25 protein-coding genes and 1 pseudogene are annotated in these 21,829 nt (G+C 49.9%); 6 read left to right on the top strand and 20 right to left on the bottom strand.

Annotation, left to right across the window (positions count from 1 at the left end; all coding sequences use genetic code 11):
- Both L691_RS0110380 and L691_RS0110375 read right to left on the bottom strand, forming a co-directional pair.
- On the bottom strand, positions 1–686 hold a 686-nt coding region (locus L691_RS0110380; protein WP_025690415.1), incomplete at its 3' end, for a GNAT family N-acetyltransferase.
- A gap of 126 nt (positions 687–812) precedes the next feature.
- A complete protein-coding gene (locus L691_RS0110375) occupies positions 813–1,181 on the bottom strand; it encodes a (2Fe-2S) ferredoxin domain-containing protein (RefSeq protein ID WP_025690414.1) in 369 nt (122 codons plus the stop codon).
- 155 nt (positions 1,182–1,336) lie between these two features.
- Here L691_RS0110375 and L691_RS31945 point away from each other — a divergent pair, with 155 nt between their 5' ends.
- Both L691_RS31945 and asd read left to right on the top strand, forming a co-directional pair.
- Positions 1,337–1,480 carry a hypothetical protein gene (locus L691_RS31945; protein ID WP_156934207.1) on the top strand — a complete coding sequence of 48 codons (144 nt, stop codon included), beginning with the start codon at positions 1,337–1,339 and terminating at the stop codon, positions 1,478–1,480.
- A 270-nt stretch (positions 1,481–1,750) separates the two neighbouring features.
- The gene (gene asd / locus L691_RS0110365; protein ID WP_025690412.1) at positions 1,751–2,836 is read left to right on the top strand and encodes an aspartate-semialdehyde dehydrogenase; all 1,086 of its coding nucleotides are present in this window, start codon (positions 1,751–1,753) and stop codon (positions 2,834–2,836) included.
- A gap of 199 nt (positions 2,837–3,035) precedes the next feature.
- Here the strand turns inward: asd and L691_RS0110360 are convergent, their stop codons facing one another.
- From L691_RS0110360 to L691_RS0110345, 5 genes and pseudogenes are all read right to left on the bottom strand, one after another.
- Positions 3,036–3,539 (bottom strand): ferritin, encoded by a 504-nt coding sequence (locus L691_RS0110360; RefSeq protein ID WP_025690411.1) that lies wholly within the window; start codon positions 3,537–3,539, stop codon positions 3,036–3,038.
- Between the two features lie 106 nt (positions 3,540–3,645).
- Complete coding sequence (locus L691_RS0110355; RefSeq protein ID WP_025690410.1) at positions 3,646–4,077, bottom strand: thioesterase II family protein; 432 nt, start codon at positions 4,075–4,077, stop codon at positions 3,646–3,648.
- A complete protein-coding gene (locus L691_RS0110350; protein WP_025690409.1) occupies positions 4,064–4,789 on the bottom strand; it encodes a 4'-phosphopantetheinyl transferase family protein in 726 nt (241 codons plus the stop codon). Before L691_RS0110350 ends, L691_RS0110355 begins: the two co-directional genes overlap by 14 nt.
- 219 nt (positions 4,790–5,008) lie before the next feature.
- Positions 5,009–5,101 (bottom strand): annotated as a pseudogene (locus tag L691_RS31940) (sigma factor-like helix-turn-helix DNA-binding protein); the annotation flags it as partial.
- A 94-nt stretch (positions 5,102–5,195) separates the two neighbouring features.
- The gene (locus tag L691_RS0110345; RefSeq protein ID WP_332249074.1) at positions 5,196–6,122 is read right to left on the bottom strand and encodes a DMT family transporter; all 927 of its coding nucleotides are present in this window, start codon (positions 6,120–6,122) and stop codon (positions 5,196–5,198) included.
- Between the two features lie 219 nt (positions 6,123–6,341).
- Here L691_RS0110345 and sbnA point away from each other — a divergent pair, with 219 nt between their 5' ends.
- From sbnA to L691_RS0110330, 3 genes are read left to right on the top strand one after another with little or no spacing between them, the layout of a single operon-like run.
- Positions 6,342–7,322 (top strand): 2,3-diaminopropionate biosynthesis protein SbnA, encoded by a 981-nt coding sequence (sbnA, locus tag L691_RS0110340; protein ID WP_232229152.1) that lies wholly within the window; start codon positions 6,342–6,344, stop codon positions 7,320–7,322.
- Positions 7,323–7,355: 33 nt separating this feature from the next.
- Positions 7,356–8,318, top strand: a complete 963-nt coding sequence (sbnB, locus tag L691_RS0110335; RefSeq protein ID WP_025690404.1) for a 2,3-diaminopropionate biosynthesis protein SbnB — start codon at positions 7,356–7,358, stop codon at positions 8,316–8,318.
- A complete protein-coding gene (locus L691_RS0110330; RefSeq protein ID WP_025690403.1) occupies positions 8,311–9,177 on the top strand; it encodes a formyltransferase family protein in 867 nt (288 codons plus the stop codon). The genes sbnB and L691_RS0110330 overlap by 8 nt, the downstream gene beginning before the upstream one ends.
- A 77-nt stretch (positions 9,178–9,254) precedes the next feature.
- On the opposite strand, the gene sigF is transcribed toward L691_RS0110330, so the two are convergent.
- The 12 genes from sigF to fur form a co-directional block, all read right to left on the bottom strand.
- A complete protein-coding gene (sigF, locus tag L691_RS0110325; RefSeq protein WP_025690402.1) occupies positions 9,255–10,010 on the bottom strand; it encodes an RNA polymerase sporulation sigma factor SigF in 756 nt (251 codons plus the stop codon).
- Positions 10,011–10,021: 11 nt separating this feature from the next.
- Complete coding sequence (gene spoIIAB, locus L691_RS0110320) at positions 10,022–10,477, bottom strand: anti-sigma F factor (RefSeq protein ID WP_025690401.1); 456 nt, start codon at positions 10,475–10,477, stop codon at positions 10,022–10,024.
- Positions 10,474–10,827, bottom strand: coding sequence for an anti-sigma F factor antagonist (spoIIAA, locus tag L691_RS0110315; protein WP_036642454.1), 354 nt, complete (start codon positions 10,825–10,827; stop codon positions 10,474–10,476). Before spoIIAA ends, spoIIAB begins: the two co-directional genes overlap by 4 nt.
- A 222-nt stretch (positions 10,828–11,049) precedes the next feature.
- Positions 11,050–12,246: a D-alanyl-D-alanine carboxypeptidase family protein gene (locus L691_RS0110310; RefSeq protein WP_025690398.1), complete on the bottom strand. Its 1,197-nt coding sequence runs from the start codon at positions 12,244–12,246 to the stop codon at positions 11,050–11,052.
- 169 nt (positions 12,247–12,415) lie between these two features.
- Positions 12,416–12,928, bottom strand: a complete 513-nt coding sequence (locus tag L691_RS0110305) for a flavin reductase family protein (protein WP_025690397.1) — start codon at positions 12,926–12,928, stop codon at positions 12,416–12,418.
- A 47-nt stretch (positions 12,929–12,975) separates the two neighbouring features.
- On the bottom strand, positions 12,976–14,307 hold the full coding sequence (locus L691_RS0110300; RefSeq protein ID WP_025690396.1) for a pyrimidine-nucleoside phosphorylase: 1,332 nt from the start codon (positions 14,305–14,307) through the stop codon (positions 12,976–12,978).
- 1 nt (position 14,308) lies between these two features.
- Entirely contained in the window at positions 14,309–15,187 is an 879-nt protein-coding gene (locus L691_RS0110295; RefSeq protein WP_025690394.1) for a purine-nucleoside phosphorylase, read from the bottom strand.
- 14 nt (positions 15,188–15,201) lie between these two features.
- Complete coding sequence (locus L691_RS0110290; protein WP_025690392.1) at positions 15,202–16,029, bottom strand: purine-nucleoside phosphorylase; 828 nt, start codon at positions 16,027–16,029, stop codon at positions 15,202–15,204.
- Positions 16,030–16,106: 77 nt separating this feature from the next.
- Complete coding sequence (deoB, locus tag L691_RS0110285) at positions 16,107–17,285, bottom strand: phosphopentomutase (protein ID WP_025690391.1); 1,179 nt, start codon at positions 17,283–17,285, stop codon at positions 16,107–16,109.
- 64 nt (positions 17,286–17,349) lie between these two features.
- A complete protein-coding gene (gene xerD / locus L691_RS0110280; RefSeq protein WP_025690390.1) occupies positions 17,350–18,243 on the bottom strand; it encodes a site-specific tyrosine recombinase XerD in 894 nt (297 codons plus the stop codon).
- Between the two features lie 155 nt (positions 18,244–18,398).
- Positions 18,399–18,632, bottom strand: coding sequence for a DUF4227 family protein (locus tag L691_RS0110275; RefSeq protein ID WP_025690389.1), 234 nt, complete (start codon positions 18,630–18,632; stop codon positions 18,399–18,401).
- 240 nt (positions 18,633–18,872) lie between these two features.
- A complete protein-coding gene (fur, locus tag L691_RS0110270) occupies positions 18,873–19,340 on the bottom strand; it encodes a ferric iron uptake transcriptional regulator (RefSeq protein ID WP_025690388.1) in 468 nt (155 codons plus the stop codon).
- Positions 19,341–19,808: 468 nt separating this feature from the next.
- Here fur and L691_RS0110260 point away from each other — a divergent pair, with 468 nt between their 5' ends.
- Positions 19,809–20,693, top strand: a complete 885-nt coding sequence (locus L691_RS0110260) for a hypothetical protein (RefSeq protein WP_025690387.1) — start codon at positions 19,809–19,811, stop codon at positions 20,691–20,693.
- 411 nt (positions 20,694–21,104) lie between these two features.
- Here the strand turns inward: L691_RS0110260 and spoIIM are convergent, their stop codons facing one another.
- Positions 21,105–21,728, bottom strand: a complete 624-nt coding sequence (gene spoIIM, locus L691_RS0110250; protein WP_025690385.1) for a stage II sporulation protein M — start codon at positions 21,726–21,728, stop codon at positions 21,105–21,107.
- Positions 21,729–21,829: the final 101 nt, after the last annotated feature.

The raw sequence follows: 21,829 nt of genomic DNA, 5'->3' as shown, positions 1-21,829 counted from the left end.
TACCCGCTAACGGCAGCCACAATGGCGCTGGCATATCCTTTCTTCCGCTCACCTGGCGGCGTGTACACATCGTTAATCCGGGCATGCCGGGCCGTCCGGTGAGCGATTCTCGCCATGGAGACCGGTACGCCGTCTACATTCCACAGGTAAAGTCCTCCCGTCCCGATAGCCGACGTGGCCGCTTTATAAACATCGTCGGGCATGGGCGTGACACCTAAGACTTCCTTTGAAAAAGCGGACATATTCGCCGCAACCCTCTCCGTATGCCGCGCATTCGCCCGTTCGATATGTCCATTCACGTCTGCCGGGGGCCTTGCCCCCGGACATATGTATGCTTCCAGCAACATATAAGGCTGTGCCTTAAGCCCGCGGCCTTCCGCATAATAACGGGCAAAAGACTCTGCGGTCCCGGGATCGGAGGATATCCCCGGAAATGCTTGGGACCCCACATGCTCCGCCAGGTTCCGGAGCATTTCATCCTTTCGCTCTTCAGTTAGCTCTGGGGAGAGCCACAGCCAGGGATTGAAGCCCGGAGTCTGGGCGAATATCAGATCCTCGCTCTTAGTCTTGATCCGCATGGCTTCAGGACTCCCGCAAATCAGATGCAGCAGGTTATAACGGATCTCGTCTTTCAAGAACATTTTTCCATTTAGGATGGGATCACGGTCGGCAAGCTTTACGAACATCCGGTTGGTTCACCTCTATTCTCTTTTTATCCAACAACTCGATGATAATGCCCCGCACCGTAAAAAGAAATAACCCGCAGACGGCTATTTTGCCGAGTGCGGGTAAGACGGAAGACCTGTAATGCTCTATTTTTTCCCCTTTTTCTTCCCCTTCATTCCTTCTTTAGCTGAAGCTTTCATGCCATCCTTCCCAAATGTGTACAGGATATTTTTTTTGAACCGCTTGCCCACCAGCGATTTTTTGACAAGCAGCTTGACCCGCTTTGGCGACATATCCCCGTACCAGACCCCTTCGGGATAGGAAATAACGATTGGCGCATCTCCGCACCGTCCGGCGCAGGAGGTAAACGTCGTATGAATCAGAGCCTCCCCGCCCTGCTTCTCAATTTCTTTCTTGATCGCCTGGGCGATCTCCCCGCTTTTGCGCTTCTTGCAGCTGCTCCCCCCGCAGACAAGCAAATGGCATGCCGTTCCCTGTAAATTCCATGTCGTCATAACCTTCACTCCTCTCTATATCTATTAATACCCCTTAATAACCCTGATGCCCCTTAGACGAGGGTAAAGCCATGTACCACACTATGCTATTATACTCTTATATTATAGAGGGAAAATCGAAAGAGCAGCAATCGCAAGCATACTTGGAGGGACTTATGGCTGAATCCGGAATAGAAACAAAGTTTGAGCAAGTGATGCACCGGATCGATACCGAAGGCGAACTGCTTGGCATAAGGGAGATGGAAGGCGGCGTATCCGCCCAGGTAACAGCGCTTGAGATTTTGCAGGATTCTGGATAAAAATGGATAAATCACTGGACGAAGGCATGATCCGGGATACGTTAAAATCATTCTTGCCCTTGCCTCGGACCAATAACCATGTCATCCTGCATGGAGATTATTGGCCGGGAAATATTTTAACAATCTAAAAATCCGTCATAATCCTAACACATTATGAAATAAATATGCCGCTTGGATGCATTCTCATATTGAACGTTCCCGGCATATCCTTTATAATTCAGTACATTATATGCGGCTATTTACGGCCTTCGAAAGGAACTGAAAAACGTTATGACACAAAAGCTTAGAGCCGGTATTGTCGGCGGAACCGGCATGGTCGGCCAACGCTTCATCGCTCTTTTAGAAAATCATCCGTGGTTTCAGGTAACCGCAATCGCTGCCAGCGCGAACTCTGCGGGCAAAACGTACGAAGAATCAGTGAAGGGCAGATGGAAGCTCTCCACCCCAATGCCTGACAACGTTAAGAATATTCCTGTTCAGGATGCTTCGCATGTCGAGGAAGTGGCCTCCGGGGTCGATCTGATTTTTTGCGCTGTCGATATGAAGAAGAATGAGATTCAAGCCCTCGAAGAAGCATACGCCAAAGCGGGCGTTCCTGTGATTTCGAACAACTCCGCCCACCGCTGGACACCGGACGTGCCGATGGTTGTTCCGGAGATTAATCCCGAGCACTTAGAGGTTATCGCCGCCCAGCGTAAGCGTCTTGGAACCGAAACCGGATTTATCGCCGTCAAGCCTAACTGCTCCATTCAGAGCTATGTGCCAATGCTGACCGCCCTGCGCGGCTTCCAACCGACACAGGTGGTTGCCAGCACCTACCAGGCGATTTCCGGAGCGGGCAAGACATTTACCGACTGGCCGGATATGCTGGACAACGTCATTCCTTACATTGGCGGAGAAGAAGAGAAGAGTGAACAGGAGCCGCTGCGCATCTGGGGAACTGTTGAAGACGGGGCGATTGTAAAAGCATCCGGCCCGCAAATCACCACCCAATGTATCCGCGTTCCGGTTACGGACGGCCATCTGGCCACCGTATTCGTCTCTTTCGAGAACAAGCCTTCCAAAGAAGAAATTCTCGAAAGCTGGAAGAACTACAAAGGCCGCCCGCAGGAGCTGGAGCTGCCGAGCGCGCCGAAACAATTCATTACGTATTTTGAAGAGGACAACCGGCCGCAGACGAATCTGGACCGCGATCTTGAGAACGGCATGGGCATTTCCGCCGGACGCCTGCGCGAAGATTCGCTGTACGACTTCAAATTCGTCGGCCTGTCCCACAATACGCTAAGAGGCGCCGCCGGCGGCGCTGTGCTGATCGCCGAGCTGCTGAAAGCCAAAGGATATATTACGGCCCGCTAAAACAATGGCTAGCGCTTAAGCCCATATAAATGCCCGTCTCCTTGTTATCGGAGACGGGCATTTTTGGCTTAATTTCGATCCCATTGCTTACAAGATAGGCGCGAAGCTCATACTTTCTTATATTTCAAAAAAAGCCCGGGCGCTTGGGCTCGGGCTTGATTGATTTAAGTATGTACCCCTCAGAGTTGGGCCGCCGGATTTACTCGGCCGGAGGAGTAAATGTGCGGGCAGCAAACTCCGCGTCCATCGTATAGAAAGCGTTGCTGTCGTTCTCGATCCGCTTCAGCTTCTGAATAATGCTGCTGAACAGCGCCTCTTCCTCGACCTGCTCGTCAATGAACCATTTCAGGAAATAGATCGTGGCATGCTCACGCGCGTCAAGCGCCAGATCGGCCAGATGATAGAATTTGCTGGTGTTCTTCTGCTCATGAGCGTAGCTTGCCTCAAAAGCTTCCAGAACGGAAGCATAATCATTCTTCGGCTCAGGCAGTGCCGCCAGGGTAGCCCGCTGATCCCGGTCGTTCAGGAATTTGTAGATCTTCATTGCATGGAAACGTTCTTCTTCCGCCTGAATCAGAAAAAAGTTCGCGAACCCGTCCAGACTTTCGCCTGAACAATACGCCGCCATCGCCAAGTACACATGCGCTGAATAAAACTCAAAATTCATTTGCTCATTTAACGCTTTTGCCAATTCCTCTTGCATGTAGCCACACTCCATCCTTTTTATATTTTCCCCTCTATCATAACATGAAGTCTATTTTCAATGCCTGACATGGGAGAGGAAAACATGACGAATACGAGAAAAATATTCAGATCGTACGACCACCGGAAGAATTGAGAGATTTAGCTGATAGAACCTGATTAATAACCCTTGTCACTTCTTCCGGATATTCAGTAATGAAGAAGTGTCCTCCGTTCATTTCGTAAATATGAGAGGAACAATCAGAGAGTTTTTTCCATAAAAGCAAATCCTCAAATCTGATATTATTATCGCTTCTGCCCGTTAATATCGTCATGTCACAGGCGATAGACTCATCTTTCTCAACAAATTTATAGTTCTCAATCATTTGAAAATCGTTTTTTAATATAGGCAGAATGATATCAAGAACATAGGGGTTATCAAGAATTTCATCGGGTGTTCCTCCAAATGCCCTGAGGACATTAATAAATTGGCGCCATTTGTTAAACAATGAGGCTGAGCCTCCGGCATAAGGTAAACACAATAGTTTAACGCGCTGCATAATTCCCTCCCGAGACCTCAATAAATTCCCTGAATAGTTCAAGGCAATCGATCGTTTGTATTTCTTCGGGATGATTCGGGCTTTCAGAGCATAATGTGACCTTATACAGGGGGGAAAAATGGAACGCTTTGAAATAGCAATCCGGTTCTTGCACCGCACAGCCGTCTTTCTCCGACAGCTCAATACCGTTCTCGTCAATCCGGACAGAGAAAGAATTGAGCGGCATGGACAGTCCTTTACCTCTAAACTTGATATAGCTCTCCTTGGCGGTCCACAATTGATAGAAATAGTCGGTACGCCTATCTTCGGGTATTGCCTTTATTTCTTTATTCTCCCTGCCGGAAAAGAATCGGTCGGCTATAGTTAGGTCTATAGGCTTGATCTCTTCGATATCGATTCCTATAGAATGCTGGTCAATGGCGCAAAGAACATAGTCTCCCGAATGCGTTAAATTATAATGATAATCCGGATAGGCAGCAAGAAAAGGCTTGCCGTATCGGTTAACCGTGAACCGAAGAGATTCGTTGTCTACTTTATGTTCCCGAAGGAACAAAGTTCGAATTAAGGCTTCCGCTATTACGCTTCGGATACGGTCATCCTTTCTGGAAAAGCGGAGCGTGCGGTTTCTCCTCTCTTCCGACAGACGATTCAGTACCTCATGATAATCTGTTCCTGGTGACTTGGGGATTTTCACGCCATAAATACCGACCAACACCCTCATCTCCTTAAAAATATTGATAAAATTTTTTATAAATTATCCTATATTTTCAAATATGCACCCATTGTAAATTATGTTTTTGGAACTGTCTACTACTATATTCGGCAAAAAACGGCATTTAAACGAATAATATGCCAAAGCGGACATAACAAAACCCGTAAGAAGCAGCCTTCGCCAAGGCTTATTCTTACGGGTCGTCCGTTCGGCAATTATTCACTGCGCAATCTGGTCCTTGATGCTCTGCAAAATCTTCTTCTCTAGCCGCGACACCTGGACCTGGGAAATGCCAAGGCGGCTTGCAACCTCAATGATTCATTCCTCCATCATACCATGAAGCCTGTCCGCAAGGCCTGATATGAGAAGAAAGAATTGATAATTCCATATATCCTGTCAAGCTAACCTAGAGAGTGCTCGTTTCCTGCGCTGAAGACTCGGAGCGTTTAACCGGTTTAATGGAGACTATGATTGTCATAAGCACAATCAGTCCGGCCCCTAAAATTTGAAAATAATTAAAGGGCACGGACAACCAGATCACAGAGGAGATTATCGCTGAAATCGGCTCGGTGCAGGAGAGAAGGCTCGCTTCATGAGGCTCGATGTGGCGGAGACTGCCTATATACAAGTAGAATGCGGCGAGCGTCCCGAGCAGTACCACGAACAGAATGGAACCGATAGTAGAGGGAGACCAGGGTATTGAAGGTGCAGCCCAAATAGGATGAATCAAATTCATCCCCGCACCGCCAACGAGCATCCCCCATCCCATAATGACCTGAACGCTGCATCTTTTAAGCAGAGGACCGGAATAGAGCGTATAAAAAGCTAATGAAATCCCGGACATTAATCCCCAAATAAATCCCTTTGGGGAAACCGTCAATTGTGAAGAATCCCCACCGGTCAGCAGAAAATATGTTCCGGCCAGCGCTAAGACAGCACCGATGAAATCCATAAGAAACAATCTCGTCTTTTTCCAGATAATTGAATAAATAAGTATGAAGAGTGGAGCCAGATACTGCAGCAGAGTGGCAATCGCCGCATTACCGGACTCAATGGACGCAAAATAGGTAAACTGGACGCCCAGCATGCCGAACACTCCAAAGATTAGTATCTGACCAATGAACTTTCCATCCAGCCATATCTTCCAGACCTTTGAGCCTTCTTGCCGCATACTAAGCAGCAGAAATACAGCACCGGAAATCATTAATCTTAACGTTACCAGCCAAGCGGCAGGTATATGTACTTGTTGAAATAGATGCTGAGCTACTGTACCGGAAACTCCCCATAACAGAGCTCCGCTCGAAGCCATTATCAATCCTTTTGCTCGTGCCAATTCTTATAACTCCTCTCTGGCTCTAATGAATTTAATCAAAAATTTAATCCAAAAAGCAATTTAGGATTTGGATTAAATTATAATAATAATCCTAATGTTGGTCTGATAAAAAAGTCATTGTTATTTATTTGATATTTACTAATAATAACATTTGAATTCATAAAAGTATATTATTTACTTTTAAGAAAAATAAATCTATAAAGAGAAAGGATGTTTAAGGTGGGGGATTCTGAGGAGCAAAATTTATTAATCCGTTTGCAAAGTTTAGAAGCCTTAATTGGCAATACACCACTCATCAATCTGAACAGCAAGTCAGTGAATTTATTCACCAAACTGGAATACCATAATTTAACAGGAAGCGTAAAAGCAAGACCTGCTTACTATGTTCTTAAGAAAGCGATTGAACGAGGAGATATTCATAGCAAAACAACAGTGATCGAATCCTCATCCGGAAATTTCGCACTTGCATTGGCAACACTGTGCAAGTATCTTGGACTCCGTTTCATCCCTGTCATCGACCCTAATATTAATCCAATTTATGAAGCTAATCTTAGACTCTTAACTTCTTGTATAGAAAAAGTACAAGAAAGAGACGTAACACAAGGTTTTCTATTATCGAGATTGGACCGAGTTTCTTTCTTAAGAAACACGCTGAAGCATTGCTATTGGACAAATCAGTATGCGAATCCCGATTGTGTGGCTAGCCACTACTACGGGTTGGGTGAAGAAATTGCCAACGCTTTTACCCAATTGGACTATGCGTTTATTGGTGTCGGTTCAGGCGGTACCATAGCGGGTATATCCAAAAAATTAAAGGAAAAATTTAATAAGATTAAAATTATTGCTGTTGACACTGAAGGATCAGTTATTTTTGGGGGATGTCCTCAAAAAAGGTACATTCCAGGAATTGGTTCAAGTATAGTGCCTACTAATTTGACCGAGGCTCTGATCGATGAAATCATGATGATCTCTGAACGCGATGCTGCCCGAGGCTGTGAGGAACTTCTGAACAAGCATTCCATTTTCGCGGGAGGTTCGACGGGAAGCGTATACTCTGCGATCTCCAAGTATTTTACCCATAACGTTCCGAAAAACTCTCCTAATGTTGTATTTATTTGTGCCGACTCTGGCATGCCCTATCTCCAAACCGTATATAACAAAGAATGGCAAAACAATTTGCGGACGGCCATTAGATCCTGAGAACGGATCAGAAAAACAAAAGGAGAGATAGAATTGATATATCTTAATACGAACAGCTTAAATGAAATGGGAATCGATTGGAACGAAACCACTCAGGTCATTAAGTATACAGTCAGCGCGTTGGAAAAAGGAGTTTATTCTCAGCCCATTAAGCCTTATTTGCGTTTCAATGATCCAGCCAATAGAATTATAGCGATGCCGGCATATGTTGGCGGAAATATTAACATGGCGGGGATTAAGTGGATCGCCAGCTTTCCTAACAATATTAAAACTGGACTAAAGAGAGCCCATTCGGTAACGATCTTAAATCATCCTGATAACGGCATTCCAGTATGCATTATTAATTCTGCCCTGATTAGCGGAATCCGCACCGCATCGGTTAGTGGCGTCATTATTCAGAAATACGCCAGCTTATCCGATTTGAATGTTTTCAATATCGGGATTACAGGCTTTGGGCCCATTGGCCAGCTTCACCTGCAAATGCTCCATGCATTACTCGATGACCGGATCAATCAAGTCTACTTATATGATATTGCCAAAGTAGATATAGATAATGTTCCGGCTGGTCTAAGAGACAAAGTGACGATTGCTTCTCATTGGTCGGATGCTTATAGCGAGGCTGATATCTTTATTACCTGCACCGTATCAAATGAAAGATACATTGACCAAAAGCCAAAAGAAGGCGCCTTGCTGCTCAACGTGTCTTTAAGAGACTTTTCCCCGGATATCTTAAAATTCGATCCTTTAATTATTGTTGATGACTGGGACGAGGTTTGTAGAGAAAATACCGATATTGAACTCTTCCATCAGCAAAAGGGTCTGAAAAAAATAGATACCCTTGCGATCTCCGATGCACTGATTGACGAGAAGCTAACTCATAAAGCCAAAGCACGTCCTATTATGTTCAACCCAATGGGTATGGCCGTCTTTGATGTTGCCATCGCTTCGTTATATTATGAGAAGGCGCTAAAAGAAGGAGTCGGTTTCCTTGAATAATACGAAACGAGCATTTTTTCTAATTAGCGAAGAGAGGTTTCACCCGACTTACTTAATTGCGGATTGGCTCTCGGCTTTTGCCGACTCCCCACAATTTCAAGGTATTCTGATTAGAGGGAAGCACTCGGAAGATAAAGATAAGGTTCATAAAACTCTCGCCTCAAAAACCCTTTTATATGACGACAAGATTCAATTGCTTCGAAGCGTGTACGGATGCATTAGTGATGCGGAACAGGAAATGATTGATTTGAAAGGATTCCCCAACCCTTTTAGTTTTTTTAACCCTTCAATAAAATATATAGGGTATGATATAAATAGCTTATCCCTAAAATTGTGGGTCGAACAGCAAACTGAATACTACGATGAGATAACGTTCTTTATTTTTTTGGATGTAATAATGGCCCCTTGGTGGCTCAGTAATGATAATGTTTCTATAATCAATGCGCATTCTGCAGTTCTTCCATTTGCCAGAGGAATGAATGCGATTGAAAACATGGCTTATTTAGGTGATTCTGTTAAATTCCAGGAAGCAGCAGGTGCATCTATTCATTATATCGATCACAATATTGATACAGGTCCTTTAATTCAAACCGTACGTCTTAACAACAGTTTTTCCTATCATTCGATCGGGCAATTAAAAGCTGCCAGTTATTTTGCCGCATTTGAACTTCTTATATCACATGCCAAGCTAATGGACAAATATATGCACTTATCTTTCGTCGGGATCAAACCGAATCAGACTGGTCCGCTTTTTCTGCAAAAACATTATACTGCCGAAGTTGAAAAACAGGCCAAAAGAAATTACCTGAAAATGAAGCAAGAGATATTAAACAAAGCGGAGGGCACCCGTTTCTCGTGAAAAGATTTTACAACAAAACCCGTAAAAAGCAGCCCCTCTTCCAAGGCTTCTTCTTACGGGTCGTACGTTCGGCAGCATCACTGCGCAATCTGGTCCTTGATGCTCTGCAAAATCTTCTTCTCTAGCCGCGACACCTGGACCTGGGAAATGCCAAGGCGGCTTGCGACCTCGGACTGGGTCTGGTCGCGGTAGTAGCGCAGGTAGACGATCAGCCGTTCACGCTCGGTCAGGGAACCGATGGCTTCATTCAGCGCAAGCTTGTCGAACCATTTCTCCTGGGACTCGTCGGCGATCTGGTCGATCAGGGTAATCGGGTCGCCGTCATTCTCGAACACGGTCTCGTGGATCGAGGTCGGCGGCTTGTTGGCCTCCTGGGCGAAGACGATTTCTTCGGGCGTAACGCCCAGCGCCTCAGCCACCTCGCCGATTGTCGGCAGACGGCCATTCGTTTTGGACATCTCGTCCTTCATTTTGCGCACCTTATTGGCCATTTCCTTCAGCGACCGGCTGACCTTGAGCGTACCGTCATCGCGCAGGAACCGCTGGATCTCGCCGATTATCATCGGTACGGCATAGGTCGAGAACTTGACGTCGTAGCTGAGATCGAACTTGTCCACGGACTTCAGCAGACCGATACAGCCGATCTGGAACAGGTCGTCAGGCTCGTACCCCCGGTTCATAAACCGCTGCACCACCGACCAGACAAGCCGGATATTGCAGCCTACCAGCGTGTCGCGGGCAGTCGTGTCCCCGGCCTGGCTGAGCGCGATCAGCCGTTTGACCTCCGCATCGTCCAAATAGGTCTGCGGAGCTTTTTTTGATTCTGCATCCATGGCTCCATCCCCTAATTATATAAAGCTTTTTTTGAGACGATCGTCTTCTTCATCCGGATCGAGGTCCCTTGCCCGGGTTCGCTGGTGACTTCAAATTCGTCCATGAAGTTCTCCATGATGGTAAAGCCCATGCCCGAACGCTCCAGCTCCGGCTTGGATGTGTACAGCGGCTGCTGCGCCAGCTCCAGATCGTCGATGCCCTTGCCCTTGTCCTCGATCACAAGATGCACCGTCTCCCCTCTGATCACCGCTGAGATGTATACGATCCCCGATGGATCGCTGTCATAGCCGTGAATAATGCAGTTGGTGACCGCCTCCGACACAACCGTCTTCAGATCGTTCAGCTCATCCAGGGTCGGGTCGAGCCTGGAGACGAAAGCCGCTACGACTACGCGCGCGAACGACTCATTTTCCGACATCGCCGCAAACTGGACGCTCATGTAATTTTCCGCTTGTGCTTGTGTCATAACGCGACCTCCAAATCCGAAAGCGCCGCAGTCTCATCCTGATACAGCGGCATGATTTTCAGCAGACCCGACATTTCCAGAAGACGCTTGACCGGCGGGTTGGCGTCGCAGATGACCATTTTTCCGCCTTTGCCGCGAATGAGCTTGTACCGTCCCAGAATAACGCCAAGCCCCGAGCTGTCCATAAACTGAAGATCCTTCAAGTTCAGCACAAGATGCTCCACCTGCTTACGTAAAATCGCTTCATCCAAGTCCATTCTCACAAAATCGGCCGCGTGATGGTCAAGCTCTCCGGTCAGACGAACAACCAGCACACCCCTATGATGCTCCAACTGCACATGAGAATTCATATTTGCCACTCTCCTCTTCGTTGCTTTGAAACGGCCTTTGGCAGCTTACAACGTCTTCAAGAACAACGATTTCTACGCGGCAAAGAGCGAATCCTGCCTCACGACAAAACTAGAAGAAAACTCTCATCGTTCAACAAAAGGATCGGGACAACCCGGCAAAAAACGCCTAATGTCCGGTTAAGCAAGGGATGACGAGTTCCGCGTGTACCCGCTGCCCGTCCGTCAGTTCAACTTGAACATCGAGCCTGCCGTCCGCTTGAACAGCTTCCACCAGCCGGCCTTGGCAATATCTTCGGGCGCCTTCAGCTCATACTGCTTCACTACCGTGTTACCCTGATAAACAACCAGCTTACCGATGGTCTGCCCTTTGGATATTGGAGCCTTGACTTTATCCAGAATGACGGTTTCATGACGGACGCCTTCCTGGGTAACTCCTTTTTTCAGCAAAATGGTGTAGTCCTCTTGCGCCTTGATCGGCAGCTCGGCTTTGGCGCCTTTGCCGATCTTGAGCGTGCCCAGCGTCTCGCCGGCCTTATGAATCGTATGGACTTTGTACTGCGAGAACAGGAAGTCGAACATGCCCGAGACCTCGCTGTTCCGCGTCTTCGTATTGGGCTCTCCAAGCACAACGGCAACTGCCCGCAGCCCGTCTCTTGACGCGGTTGCCGACAGACAGAACTTGGCCTCCGAGGTATAGCCGGTCTTCAGCCCGTCCGCCCCGGTATAGAAGCGCACCAGCTTGTTCGTATTCACGAGCCAGAACGGCTTCTTCGAGTCCTTGCGCAGATAATCCTGATAGGAGCCGGTGTATTTGATAATCTGGTTATGCTTCAGCAGCTCGCGGCTCATGACCGCGATGTCATGCGCTGAGGAATAGTGGTTCTCGGCAGGAAGCCCATTACAGTTGGCAAAATGCGTATCCTTCATGCCGAGCTCCTCCGCCCGCTTGTTCATCAGGTCGACAAAAGCGCTCTCCGAACCGGCGAGCTTCTCCGCCATCGCCACGGACGCATCGTTGCCGGAAGCCATCGCGATGCCCTTCAGCATCTCGTCGACGGTCATCTCTTCACCCGGCTCCAGAAAAATCTGCGAGCCCCCCATTGATGCGGCGTACTCGCTGGTCCGGACCTTGTCGGTCAGCTTCAGCCTTCCGTCATCCAGCGCTTCAACGGTAAGCAGCATCGTCATGATCTTCGTGATGCTTGCCGGAGGCAGCTTATCATGGCTGTTCTTCTCGTAAATGACGGTTCCGGTCCCGGCATCCATCAGAATGGCCGAGCGCGCCTGCGGCGCCAGATCAGCCGCCTTGGCGGCACCGCCTGACTTCTGCCCCTTTTCCTCCGCGAACGCCGAGGTGGCCGGGCTCACAGCGCTAAACATGATGCACAGCGCCAGCAAACATAAGCGAATTTTTGTCATCAAAGTTCCCCTCCTGAACGTTAACCTTCTTATCGCAGGTACTGTGTTCCAGTTTCGTCAGAAAAGGGTGGAAATATTCCCGGTATTTCCAGATAAAATATAAAAAGAACGGCCAAACCCCAAAGGGTCTGACCGTTCTTGCCGGGTCAAGATAAATTGTCAATCGAATTTATTCCTTGATCCGGACCTGCGTAATCTCTCCGACATACAGGCGATGATAATCTTTATTAGGGTACATCTGATGAATGCTCTCATCCAGAAACTTAGCCGGGTCCAAATCCTGATAGTAGAGCTTGCGGCATTCAAGAACAAGTCTGGCCTCCTGGAAATAAACAATACCCGGCGTGTCTTCCACAGGAGTAATATCCGCTGCCGCCGCCTTATCCGTATCTCTTCCCGAAGCGCTGCCGCAGATTTCCAGCGCACTCCGGTAATCCTCCGTAAAAAACGACAGGGAGAACGTGTCGGCGGCTTCCATGAATTCGTAAGTATAGCGGGTTGGCCTTACCACGCAAAAAGCGATGTTTTTGTGCCAGAGGATGCCTAGTCCGCCCCAGCTGGCTGTCATCGTGTTATAATGTTCCGCGCCTCCAGCCGTAATCAGCATCCAGTCTTCCCCAACCAGTTTGAATACATTATCCGTCAGTTCTTGCGGGTCCAACAATTTAAACGCTTCGCTCATTCCTTCTCCTCCACCACATGAATTACAATCAATCCCAGTATACTCCATTAATACCGGGTTACGCCATCCTTTGTAACGATAGCGTAGACAAGTGGGGGAGGGGTTACCGGCTGAGCCGTTACGCGGTAAGCTTCCAGCACCTTGTCTTCGGCTTCCTTCACCTTGCTGCCCGAAGCGTCGTTTATGTGCAGAACGGCCAATGTGTCACCGGCGGAGACGGCGTCGCCAACCTTCTTCGACAGCACGATGCCGACGGCCAGGTCGATGACGGATTCCTTCGTCTCCCGTCCCGCGCCGAGCAGCATGGCGGCGATGCCGATTTCTTCAGCCTGGATCGCCTCGATATGCCCATCCGCCGCCGCTTTAACCTCAACCTGCCTCCGGGCGGCGGGCAGCAGCGAAGGCGATTCAATCTGGGCCACATCCCCGCCCTGGGCCGCGACGATTACCTTCAGCTTCTCAAACGCGCTGCCGTCCGCGATGTGCTCCTGAAGGACCCTGCGGGCTTCCTCCGTATCCTTCGCCTTGCCGCCGAGCACCAGCATCTGGCTGCCAAGGATCAGGCATACCTCCGTGAGATCCTCCGGACCATGGCCGCGAAGCGTTTCGATGCCTTCTTTAATCTCCAGCGCGTTGCCGATGCCGTACCCGAGCGGCTGGTCCATGTCGCTGATGACGGCGACCGTATTCCGGCCAAGCTGGGTTCCGATATCGACCATCGCCTGCGCCAGCGCGATGGAATCATCCAGCGTCTTCATGAACGCGCCGCTGCCGGTCTTGACGTCCAGCACGATGGCGTCCGCGCCGGCGGCGATTTTCTTGCTCATGACGGAGCTGGCGATGAGCGGAATGGATTCCACGGTTGCGGTCACGTCACGCAGGGCGTACAGCTTCTTGTCGGCCGGGGTAATATTGCCGGACTGGCCGATAACCGCCGCGCCGATTTCGCCAACCTGGGCGAAAAAGCGCTCGCGGTCCATCTCAACGGAGAAGCCGGAGATGGACTCCAGCTTGTCCAGGGTGCCGCCGGTGTGGCCGAGGCCGCGCCCGGACATTTTGGCGACCGGAACCCCCGCCGATGCCACAAGGGGAGCGAGTACAACCGTCGTCTTATCGCCCACACCCCCGGTAGAATGCTTGTCCACCTTAATGCCTGCGATCGGGCTTAGGTCGACCTGGTCGCCGGACTTGGCCATTTCCAGGGTTAAATCGCCGGTCTCACGGGCGTTCATGCCCCGGAAATAGACGGCCATCGCCCATGCCGACATTTGATAGTCAGGGATTTCCCCGCGGCTGTACCCCTGGATGAGGAAAGAAATTTCCTCGCGGCTCAGCTCGCCTCCGTCTCTTTTCTTATGGATAATGTCGATGGCCCGCATATTAGATTTGTACCTCGCGCACGAAAGCGCGGACAAGGCCGATAAACTTCGGTTTCGTCAGATTCGCAACCTTGACTACCTGCTCATGCGTCAAGGGCTCCAGTTCGTCGCCGATCGCCATGTCAGTGATACAGGTAATGCCGAGCACTTTCAGTCTGCTGTGGCTCGCGGCGATCACTTCGGGAACGGTCGACATACCGATGGCGTCACCCCCGAGAAGCGCCAGCATATTCAGCTCAGACGGCGTCTCGTAGGTCGGGCCGCTGATGCCTGCGTATACCCCTTCTTGAAGCTTCAGGCTTTCTCCGTCCGCCCCCTTGATTTCCGGCGCCAGCTTCTTGGCAAGCGCGATATATTCCGGGTCGTAGGCGCGGGACATGTCCGGGAACCGCACGCCAAGCTCCGGATCATTCGGTCCGATCAGCGGGTTGTCGCCTGTCATGTTCAGGTGATCGGTGATCAGCATCAGGTCGCCGGCTTTGAACGCCCGATTCATGCCGCCGCCCGCATTGGTGATAACGAGCGTGCCGATGCCAAGCTTGGCCAAGACGTATACGGGCAGCACAACCTTGCGCATCGCGTAGCCTTCGTAATAGTGGAAACGTCCCTGCATGATGATAACATCCTTGCCTTCCAGCTTGCCGATAACGAACCGTCCGACATGGCCTTCCACTGTCGAGCGCGGAAAATGAGGAATCTCTTCGTAAGGCAAATATACGGCATCCTCAATCTGGTCACCCAGATCGCCAAGGCCGGAGCCCAGGATCAGGCCGATGACTGGCTTATAGGTCCCCAGCTTGGATTCTACATAAGCGGCGGCTTCCTTCACCTGTACGCCGTAAGCTGCGGTCTCAGGTGCGCTTTTTGCGGATTGTGTCATTGTGGATTCCTCCTCTACATATTCGGAATAAGAGCAAGCACAAGGCTCAAAAAGCGCTCGCGCACCCGCTCCGCCGTCTCCATGACCTCGTCATGGGACAGGGGCTGGTCGAGAATGCCCGCGGCCATGTTCGTAATACAGGAGATGCCGAGCACCTCGATACCGGCATGGCGGGCAACGATGGTCTCGGATACGGTGGACATGCCGACCGCATCGGCGCCCAGGCGGCGCAGCATGACAATCTCGGCCGGCGTCTCATAGCACGGTCCGAGCAGGCCCGCGTAGATGCCTTCCTTGAACGTGAAATTTTGGGCCTTCGCGGTTTCGCGCGCGGCCGCGATCAGCCGGCGGCTGTACGGCTCGGACATATCAGGGAAGCGTACGCCGAGCGCGGAATCATTCGGTCCGATCAGCGGATTGCGGCCCGTCAGGTTAAGATGGTCGGTAAGGAGCATCAAATCCCCCGCCGAGAAATCCGTATTCACTCCGCCCGCAGCGTTGGTTACGAGCAGGCTGGTTACGCCCAGCTCCTTCATCACGCGGACAGGAAACGCCGTCGTCTCCGGTCCGTAGCCCTCGTACATATGAAAGCGGCCTTTCATCATCACGACCTTGCGGCCTTCGATCGTGCCGATCAGCAGCTCTCCTTCATGTCCTTCAACAGTGGACACAGGAAAATGGGGAATGTCCTGATAAGGAATGCTAATACCGTCTTGGATCAGATCAGCCAGAATACCGAGGCCGGAGCCGAGAATCAGCCCGATTTCCGGCGCTTCCGCCCCTTTGCTCTTGATGTACCCTGCCGCTTCCTGAATCGCGCTGAGGCTTACTGTGTTCGTCATGAATGCTCCTCCTTAAATGTAGGCGTGTGCGTAATAATGATGCAGATTCCAAAAAATCTATGCCGCCGTCCGGCGGATTACTTCAGCTCTCCAAGGAAGCTTGTCCCGTACTGCGGCTCCGCCGCTCCAAAATTCTCGGCGATTGTCGCCGCCACATCGGAGAAGGTCTTGCGAACGCCAAGGCTGCTTGGAGTCTTAAGCTTCGGACCATATACGAGCAGAGGCACATATTCGCGGGTATGGTCGGTTCCGCTGTGTACGGGATCATTGCCGTGGTCGGCGGATACAATCAGCAGATCGTCCTCGCCCAAGGCGGACATAATATCCGGCAGCGCCTTGTCGAACACCTCAAGGGCATGGCCGTAGCCTTCCGGGTCGCGCCGGTGTCCGTAGAGGGAATCGAAATCGACCAGATTCGTGAACAGCAGCCCCTCAAAAGGCTTGCGAAGCTGTTCAATCGTCACTTCGATACCATGTTCATTGCTCTTGGTCGGGTAAGAAGCCGTCACACCCTCGCCCGTAAAAATATCATTGATCTTGCCTACGGCGATCACATCTCTACCGATGTCGGCCAGCGCGTTCATCACCGTCGGCTGCGGCGGCTTCACCGCATAATCATGGCGGTTCGGCGTCCGGGTAAAGCTTCCGGGCTTGCCGATGTAGGGCCGGGCAATGACACGCCCCACCGAGAATTCCGGCGCCATCGTCAGCTCCCGGGCGATATGGCAGGCGCGGTACAGCTCGTCCAGCGGGATGATCTCCTCATGCGCAGCCAGCTGAAAAACGCTATCCGCCGACGTGTAGACGATCCATGCCCCCGTCTTCATCTGCTCTTCGCCGTATTCCACAAGAATTTCGGTGCCGGAGGCCGGTTTGTTGCCCAGCACCTTGCGGCCTGTGGCAGCCTCGAACTTCTGTATAAGCTCAGCCGGGAATCCGTCAGGATACGTATTAAACGGTGTCTCGATCTTCAGGCCCATCAGTTCCCAGTGGCCGGTCATCGTATCTTTGCCAACGGAAACCTCCTGCATTTTTCCATAATAGGCCTCCGGCGCCGAAACCGGTTCAAGGGGCGGCAGCGGGGCGATATTCGCCAGGCCCAAACGCTGCATATTCGGCAGCTTCAGCCCAGGGTTACGTTCCAGAATATGACCAAGCGTATGCGCACCCGCATCGCCGAAACCAGCGGCGTCCGGGGCTTCTCCGATGCCGACGCTGTCAAGTACGATAAAGCAAATCCGTTTAAAAGAGGACACTTCCGTCCACACTCCCTTTAGCGTAAGTAATGGTTACAATGATATGTTTCCCCGGAAAAAGACATTAGCGCGCCCGGGGATGATGTCTTTCATAAACTTCTTTCATATTTGCGCGGGCGATGCCGCTGTACATCTGCGTCGTGGAAATATCGGCATGTCCGAGCATCTGCTGCACAGAGCGCAGATCGGCCCCTCTTTCCAGCAGATGGGCGGCGAACGAATGCCGCAGCGTGTGCGGCGTAATATCCTGCCGGATATTCGTCTCCTTCGCATATTTTTTAATTATTTTCCAGAACCCCTGCCGGGTAAGCCTGCCGCCGAGACTGTTCAGGAACAGCGCCGGTTCGTTCCTGTCTTCGCGCAGCAGCTTGTCCCGGCTGTCCCTGGTATAAGCCTCCACGCATTCCGACGCGATGACCCCAATCGGAACCACCCGTTCCTTGCCGCCGAAGCCGGAGCACCGCGCAAATCCCAGGCTGGGCTGCACATCGCCAACATCAAGCATAATCAGCTCGGACACCCGGATCCCGGCCGCATACAGCAGTTCGAGCATCGCCTTGTCGCGCAGTCCGTGCGGAGTCATGGGATCGGGCGCTGCCAGCAGCCGCTCCACCTCTTCAACGCTCAGCACCATCGGAGCCTTCTTCTCGGACCTCACCGCTTCCATTTCAAGCGTCGGATCGGCGGCTATCAGCCTTTCTTTTAGCAGAAATTGAAAAAAGGCGCGGATCGAGACCTGGTTCCGGTTAATGGTCGCCGCCGCCCGGCCCGCCGCTTTAAGCCCGCCGAGATAGAGCGTAATCAGCGGCTTGCGGATATCGTCCGTGGTTAGGACACCCCGCCCTGCGGCATAGTCCAGAAACTGTGAGACATCGCGTCCGTAGGATTCCAGGGTGCTGGGCGACACGTTTTTTTCACGGGAAAGATACTGCAAAAAGGCCTGCAAGTGTGACTTCATTGGTCTACTCTCCCACCCTGGCGCGCCGCATAGATGCGGTTAAGAATTCGGCGCAAAAGGCGCCGCGCCGCGCAAAACTTACAGTCCCCGGAAGAACCTCCGTTTCTAAAGGTTTCATTCGACAACTTTTGTAATTATTCCTGCCCGAAGCGAATTCACTCCCCGTACCAATAGTACAGGCGCAGCCTTTCTCCCGGATTCATCGCCTCTCCCCCGGACTGAATCTCGTGAAACGCCCGAACCGCCGAGCCTTCCGGAATATCCGGATCGGGTACGGGATTGATCCAGCTGTGAAGCAGGTCCATTATATTATAGAACAGGCAGCTCAATGCGACAAATATCACAATGTAATAAAGCCGTCGAAGCGCTTTAGGTACGGAAATGATCATTTTGCATTCCTCCCGCGAAGAACTTTTGACCCCTGCAAAAAGCCGGATGCCCTTATCGCATTGCCGCTGATACGGACAATCCCTTTCCCTCACTTTATGCAGCTTCCGGCCTGCTTATGTATATTCCGGCGCTAAGGCTTGCTGACGCCACCAAAAAGCTCTCTCCGGCAGAGTACCGGGGAGAGCTGCTAAGTGTACCTTCTATTAACTTCATGCAAATAACTTATTACGTCTATGAATTTACTCAGAACGTTTGCCTTCCGAATTGTTCTTCTCCCTGCAGCGGTAGCAGATCCCGTGAAAATCAAGCCGGTGATCGATGACCGAGAAATTGAATTCCTTAAACAGCTTCTCTTCCAATGGTGCAAGCCAGTCTTCACGGACTTCATCCATGCTGCCGCATTGCACACATATCATATGATGATGATGATGCTTGGAAGTATCCGTCCGCAGATCATATCTGGCGACGCCGTCGCCGAAGTTGATCTTCTCTACGATATGAAGCTCGCTGAGGAGTTCAAGGGTACGATATACGGTGGCGAGACCAATCTCCGGAGCCTTCTCCTTTACGAGCATGAACACGTCTTCGGCGCTGAGATGATCATCCTCATTCTCCAGCAGTACGCGTACCGTCGCTTCCCGTTGGGGTGTAAGCTTGTATCCTTGGGATTGCAGTTGCTGCTTAATTTTATCGATCTTGTCTTCCATAATCATTCTCCCTCCCCCCAGGAAAATAGCGCTGCGTTCTCTAAAAGTCACTTCTTTCATTATAGGGGGAGTAATCTTGAGAAGTCAAACGCTTTTACTGCCCCCTGTATTCGGAAGCCGCCTGCACCAAAGAGGGGGTTATCCAGCGCATCATTTAATAGAAATTGAAGGTCGGTACCCTTGATCTCTATTCTTCCGCTGCGTAAGTTTGCCGGCTTTGTCTATATTTACAATTTCAATGAATTGACCAACATTCATCTTCACAATGTCCGCCTTCAAAATAGGGACATTGTTCGCATTATGTTCGAACATCAGTTCCGTTCACAAACGCCAACTTATTCTCTAATTAGGATATAAAGGAAAGTACTTTTATTCACTCATTTAATTGCAGATATAGGGATATATGTTTAGACATCTCTATTTATGTAATCTATTATCATTAATAAATCTAATTTGAGGAGATATCATATGAAAAAATTAATACTGCCCCTTGTAATTATCATTCTTTTAGCAATAGCTTTCCCAAAAGAAAGTTTTGCTGTTGCGAATGAACCAACGAGTCTTATTCCAGTAATGACCTCAAATACTGCTCCTTCAGGAGTAGCAAGTGCAAGTAGCATATGGAGTGTTAACCATCAACCTTTCAATGCTTTTAATAATAATAATAATGACCTGGGATGGGCTTCTATACAAGGTAAGCCTTATGGATGGATAGCCTATGAATTTGAAAATCCTGAAGTTGTTAATTACTATGCCCTAACAGCTCGTGGACAATATATGAATAATGTACAGGAATCTCCTAAAGACTGGACTTTTGAAGGATGGAACGGAAACGAATGGATTGTTCTAGATACTCAAAGCAACATAACTGGATGGACGACAGGAGCAAAAAGAGAATTTTCATTTAATAATGAAACAGAGTATAAAAAATATAGATTAAATATTTCAAAAAATAATGGATACCCTGATTTTGTGACTATTGGTGAGATAAAAATGAGTTATTCTCCTAACGAGAATCCCCCAAGCCCAGAGCCGACACCTACTATAACACCAGAGCCGACTGCAACACCAGAACCAACAGTAACACCGACACCAACTTCAACGCCTGAGCAACCAACTGGTGACCGTGCAATCCTTGTAGTTACCATGAATACTGGTCTTGAAAAAGAATATGATCTTCCAATGTCTGAGATCAATGCATTCCTCAGCTGGTACGACTCAGCTTCCGGATCAACTCGCTACGGAATTGATAAGCACGACAACAATAAAGGTCCATTCAGCAAGCGAACTGATTATGTAATCTTCGATAAGATACTAACCTTTGAGGTAAGTGAGTATACAGCATCCGAATAAAGCTAGAAAACAACCCCGCTGGACGTGATAATGCCTGGCGGGGTTGCTTTATTACTTTGCAGAAACGAATTGAATAATTCCAATGATCACTAATAATAAAAATACGCCTAATATGATCCAAATTAACGTTCTCAGATAATTACTCGATGTTGGACGATTCATCTTACTCTCAAGTTCGGTTACACGGTCTTCAAGTTCCCGGATTCTTTGATCTTGGTCCAAAAGTCAGACCCCCTTCCTAAGGGGCTTTCGAAACTCATAAAATACTACTATTATCGTTTCCAAAAAAGTAAAAATCCACTTCGGAAACATCCTTAATCCAGAGAAATAGCAGAGAATTTGATTTTTCCGTTATTTTTTGTTACTCCCCACATTGAAAAAAACCATTAATACCAATACTTATAAGCCTTTTTAAACAAGCATAGGAGTTATCCAGCGCATCATTGTCGGCGTAACCCATGTCTCGAAGGAGGATACGCCGAGAATTAAGACGGCCATAACAAAGGACAGCAGCGTATACATCGCAAAAGGACGCCCGACACGAAGCGGACGGCGAGCGGTCACCCTGCTGCGGATCATAAGCAGCGAGAACGCGATGGCTGCCGCGCTGCATACGAGAAGCGCCGGGATCACCACCAGGTTATGCGGAGCGACGGACACAAGCGCGAACAGCAGACCGTGCCATGAATACTGGCTAACCAGGCAGCCGACCGTGAAGCCGATGAGCACGCCCTTGAGAAAATCCAGGATAAGTATACCGGGAAGCCCGATTACCGACAGGCCGAGAATCCAGATGAGGCCGATCCATTTCAGATGAAGACCCGCGATGCTCCAGAACGATTCCGGCGCTGCGGGAAGTCCGTGCTGATCCACGGTCATAAAGAAATTGCCCAGATAGTCGCTGAGCTCCTGCTGCTGGTCCATCGTCAGCGCGCTGACGATCAGGGCGCCGAAGACGACCCCAACCAAGAATAACACGGCCACAAAAATATAAAGCGGCGTCTGCTCCTTAATCATATGGCGGAAGTTCCGCATCAGGACGTTCTCCTCTCATGGTCACATGTTACACCATATGAAGAAACTCCCCGCTCTATGACTTGTCCTTGGGCGCAATGGCCACTCTGCCGTACGTTCCG

Source organism: Paenibacillus zanthoxyli JH29, assembly GCF_000520715.1.
In the GTDB taxonomy this organism is placed as follows: Bacteria; Bacillota; Bacilli; order Paenibacillales; family Paenibacillaceae; genus Paenibacillus_AQ; species Paenibacillus_AQ zanthoxyli.
Note: the sequence above shows the minus strand (reverse complement) of the source record. Positions and strands in the feature narration are given on the sequence as shown.

Bases quoted from the DNA above. Each gene is read 5' to 3' on its own strand.
- spoIIAB (WP_025690401.1), bottom strand. From the start codon at position 10,477: ATGACACAAGCACAAGCGGAAAATTACATGAGCGTCCAGTTTGCGGCG.
- L691_RS0110360 (WP_025690411.1), bottom strand. From the start codon at position 3,539: ATGCAAGAGGAATTGGCAAAAGCGTTAAATGAGCAAATGAATTTTGAG.
- L691_RS0110300 (WP_025690396.1), bottom strand. From the start codon at position 14,307: ATGCGGGCCATCGACATTATCCATAAGAAAAGAGACGGAGGCGAGCTG.
- asd (WP_025690412.1), top strand. From the start codon at position 1,751: ATGACACAAAAGCTTAGAGCCGGTATTGTCGGCGGAACCGGCATGGTC.
- L691_RS0110295 (WP_025690394.1), bottom strand. From the start codon at position 15,187: ATGACACAATCCGCAAAAAGCGCACCTGAGACCGCAGCTTACGGCGTA.
- L691_RS31945 (WP_156934207.1), top strand. From the start codon at position 1,337: ATGGCTGAATCCGGAATAGAAACAAAGTTTGAGCAAGTGATGCACCGG.
- L691_RS0110275 (WP_025690389.1), bottom strand. From the start codon at position 18,632: ATGATCATTTCCGTACCTAAAGCGCTTCGACGGCTTTATTACATTGTG.
- L691_RS0110375 (WP_025690414.1), bottom strand. From the start codon at position 1,181: ATGACGACATGGAATTTACAGGGAACGGCATGCCATTTGCTTGTCTGC.
- xerD (WP_025690390.1), bottom strand. From the start codon at position 18,243: ATGAAGTCACACTTGCAGGCCTTTTTGCAGTATCTTTCCCGTGAAAAA.
- L691_RS0110290 (WP_025690392.1), bottom strand. From the start codon at position 16,029: ATGACGAACACAGTAAGCCTCAGCGCGATTCAGGAAGCGGCAGGGTAC.
- fur (WP_025690388.1), bottom strand. From the start codon at position 19,340: ATGGAAGACAAGATCGATAAAATTAAGCAGCAACTGCAATCCCAAGGA.
- spoIIAA (WP_036642454.1), bottom strand. From the start codon at position 10,827: ATGAATTCTCATGTGCAGTTGGAGCATCATAGGGGTGTGCTGGTTGTT.
- L691_RS0110310 (WP_025690398.1), bottom strand. From the start codon at position 12,246: ATGACAAAAATTCGCTTATGTTTGCTGGCGCTGTGCATCATGTTTAGC.
- L691_RS0110355 (WP_025690410.1), bottom strand. From the start codon at position 4,077: ATGCAGCGCGTTAAACTATTGTGTTTACCTTATGCCGGAGGCTCAGCC.
- L691_RS0110305 (WP_025690397.1), bottom strand. From the start codon at position 12,928: ATGAGCGAAGCGTTTAAATTGTTGGACCCGCAAGAACTGACGGATAAT.
- sigF (WP_025690402.1), bottom strand. From the start codon at position 10,010: ATGGATGCAGAATCAAAAAAAGCTCCGCAGACCTATTTGGACGATGCG.
- spoIIM (WP_025690385.1), bottom strand. From the start codon at position 21,728: ATGCGGAACTTCCGCCATATGATTAAGGAGCAGACGCCGCTTTATATT.
- L691_RS0110260 (WP_025690387.1), top strand. From the start codon at position 19,809: ATGAAAAAATTAATACTGCCCCTTGTAATTATCATTCTTTTAGCAATA.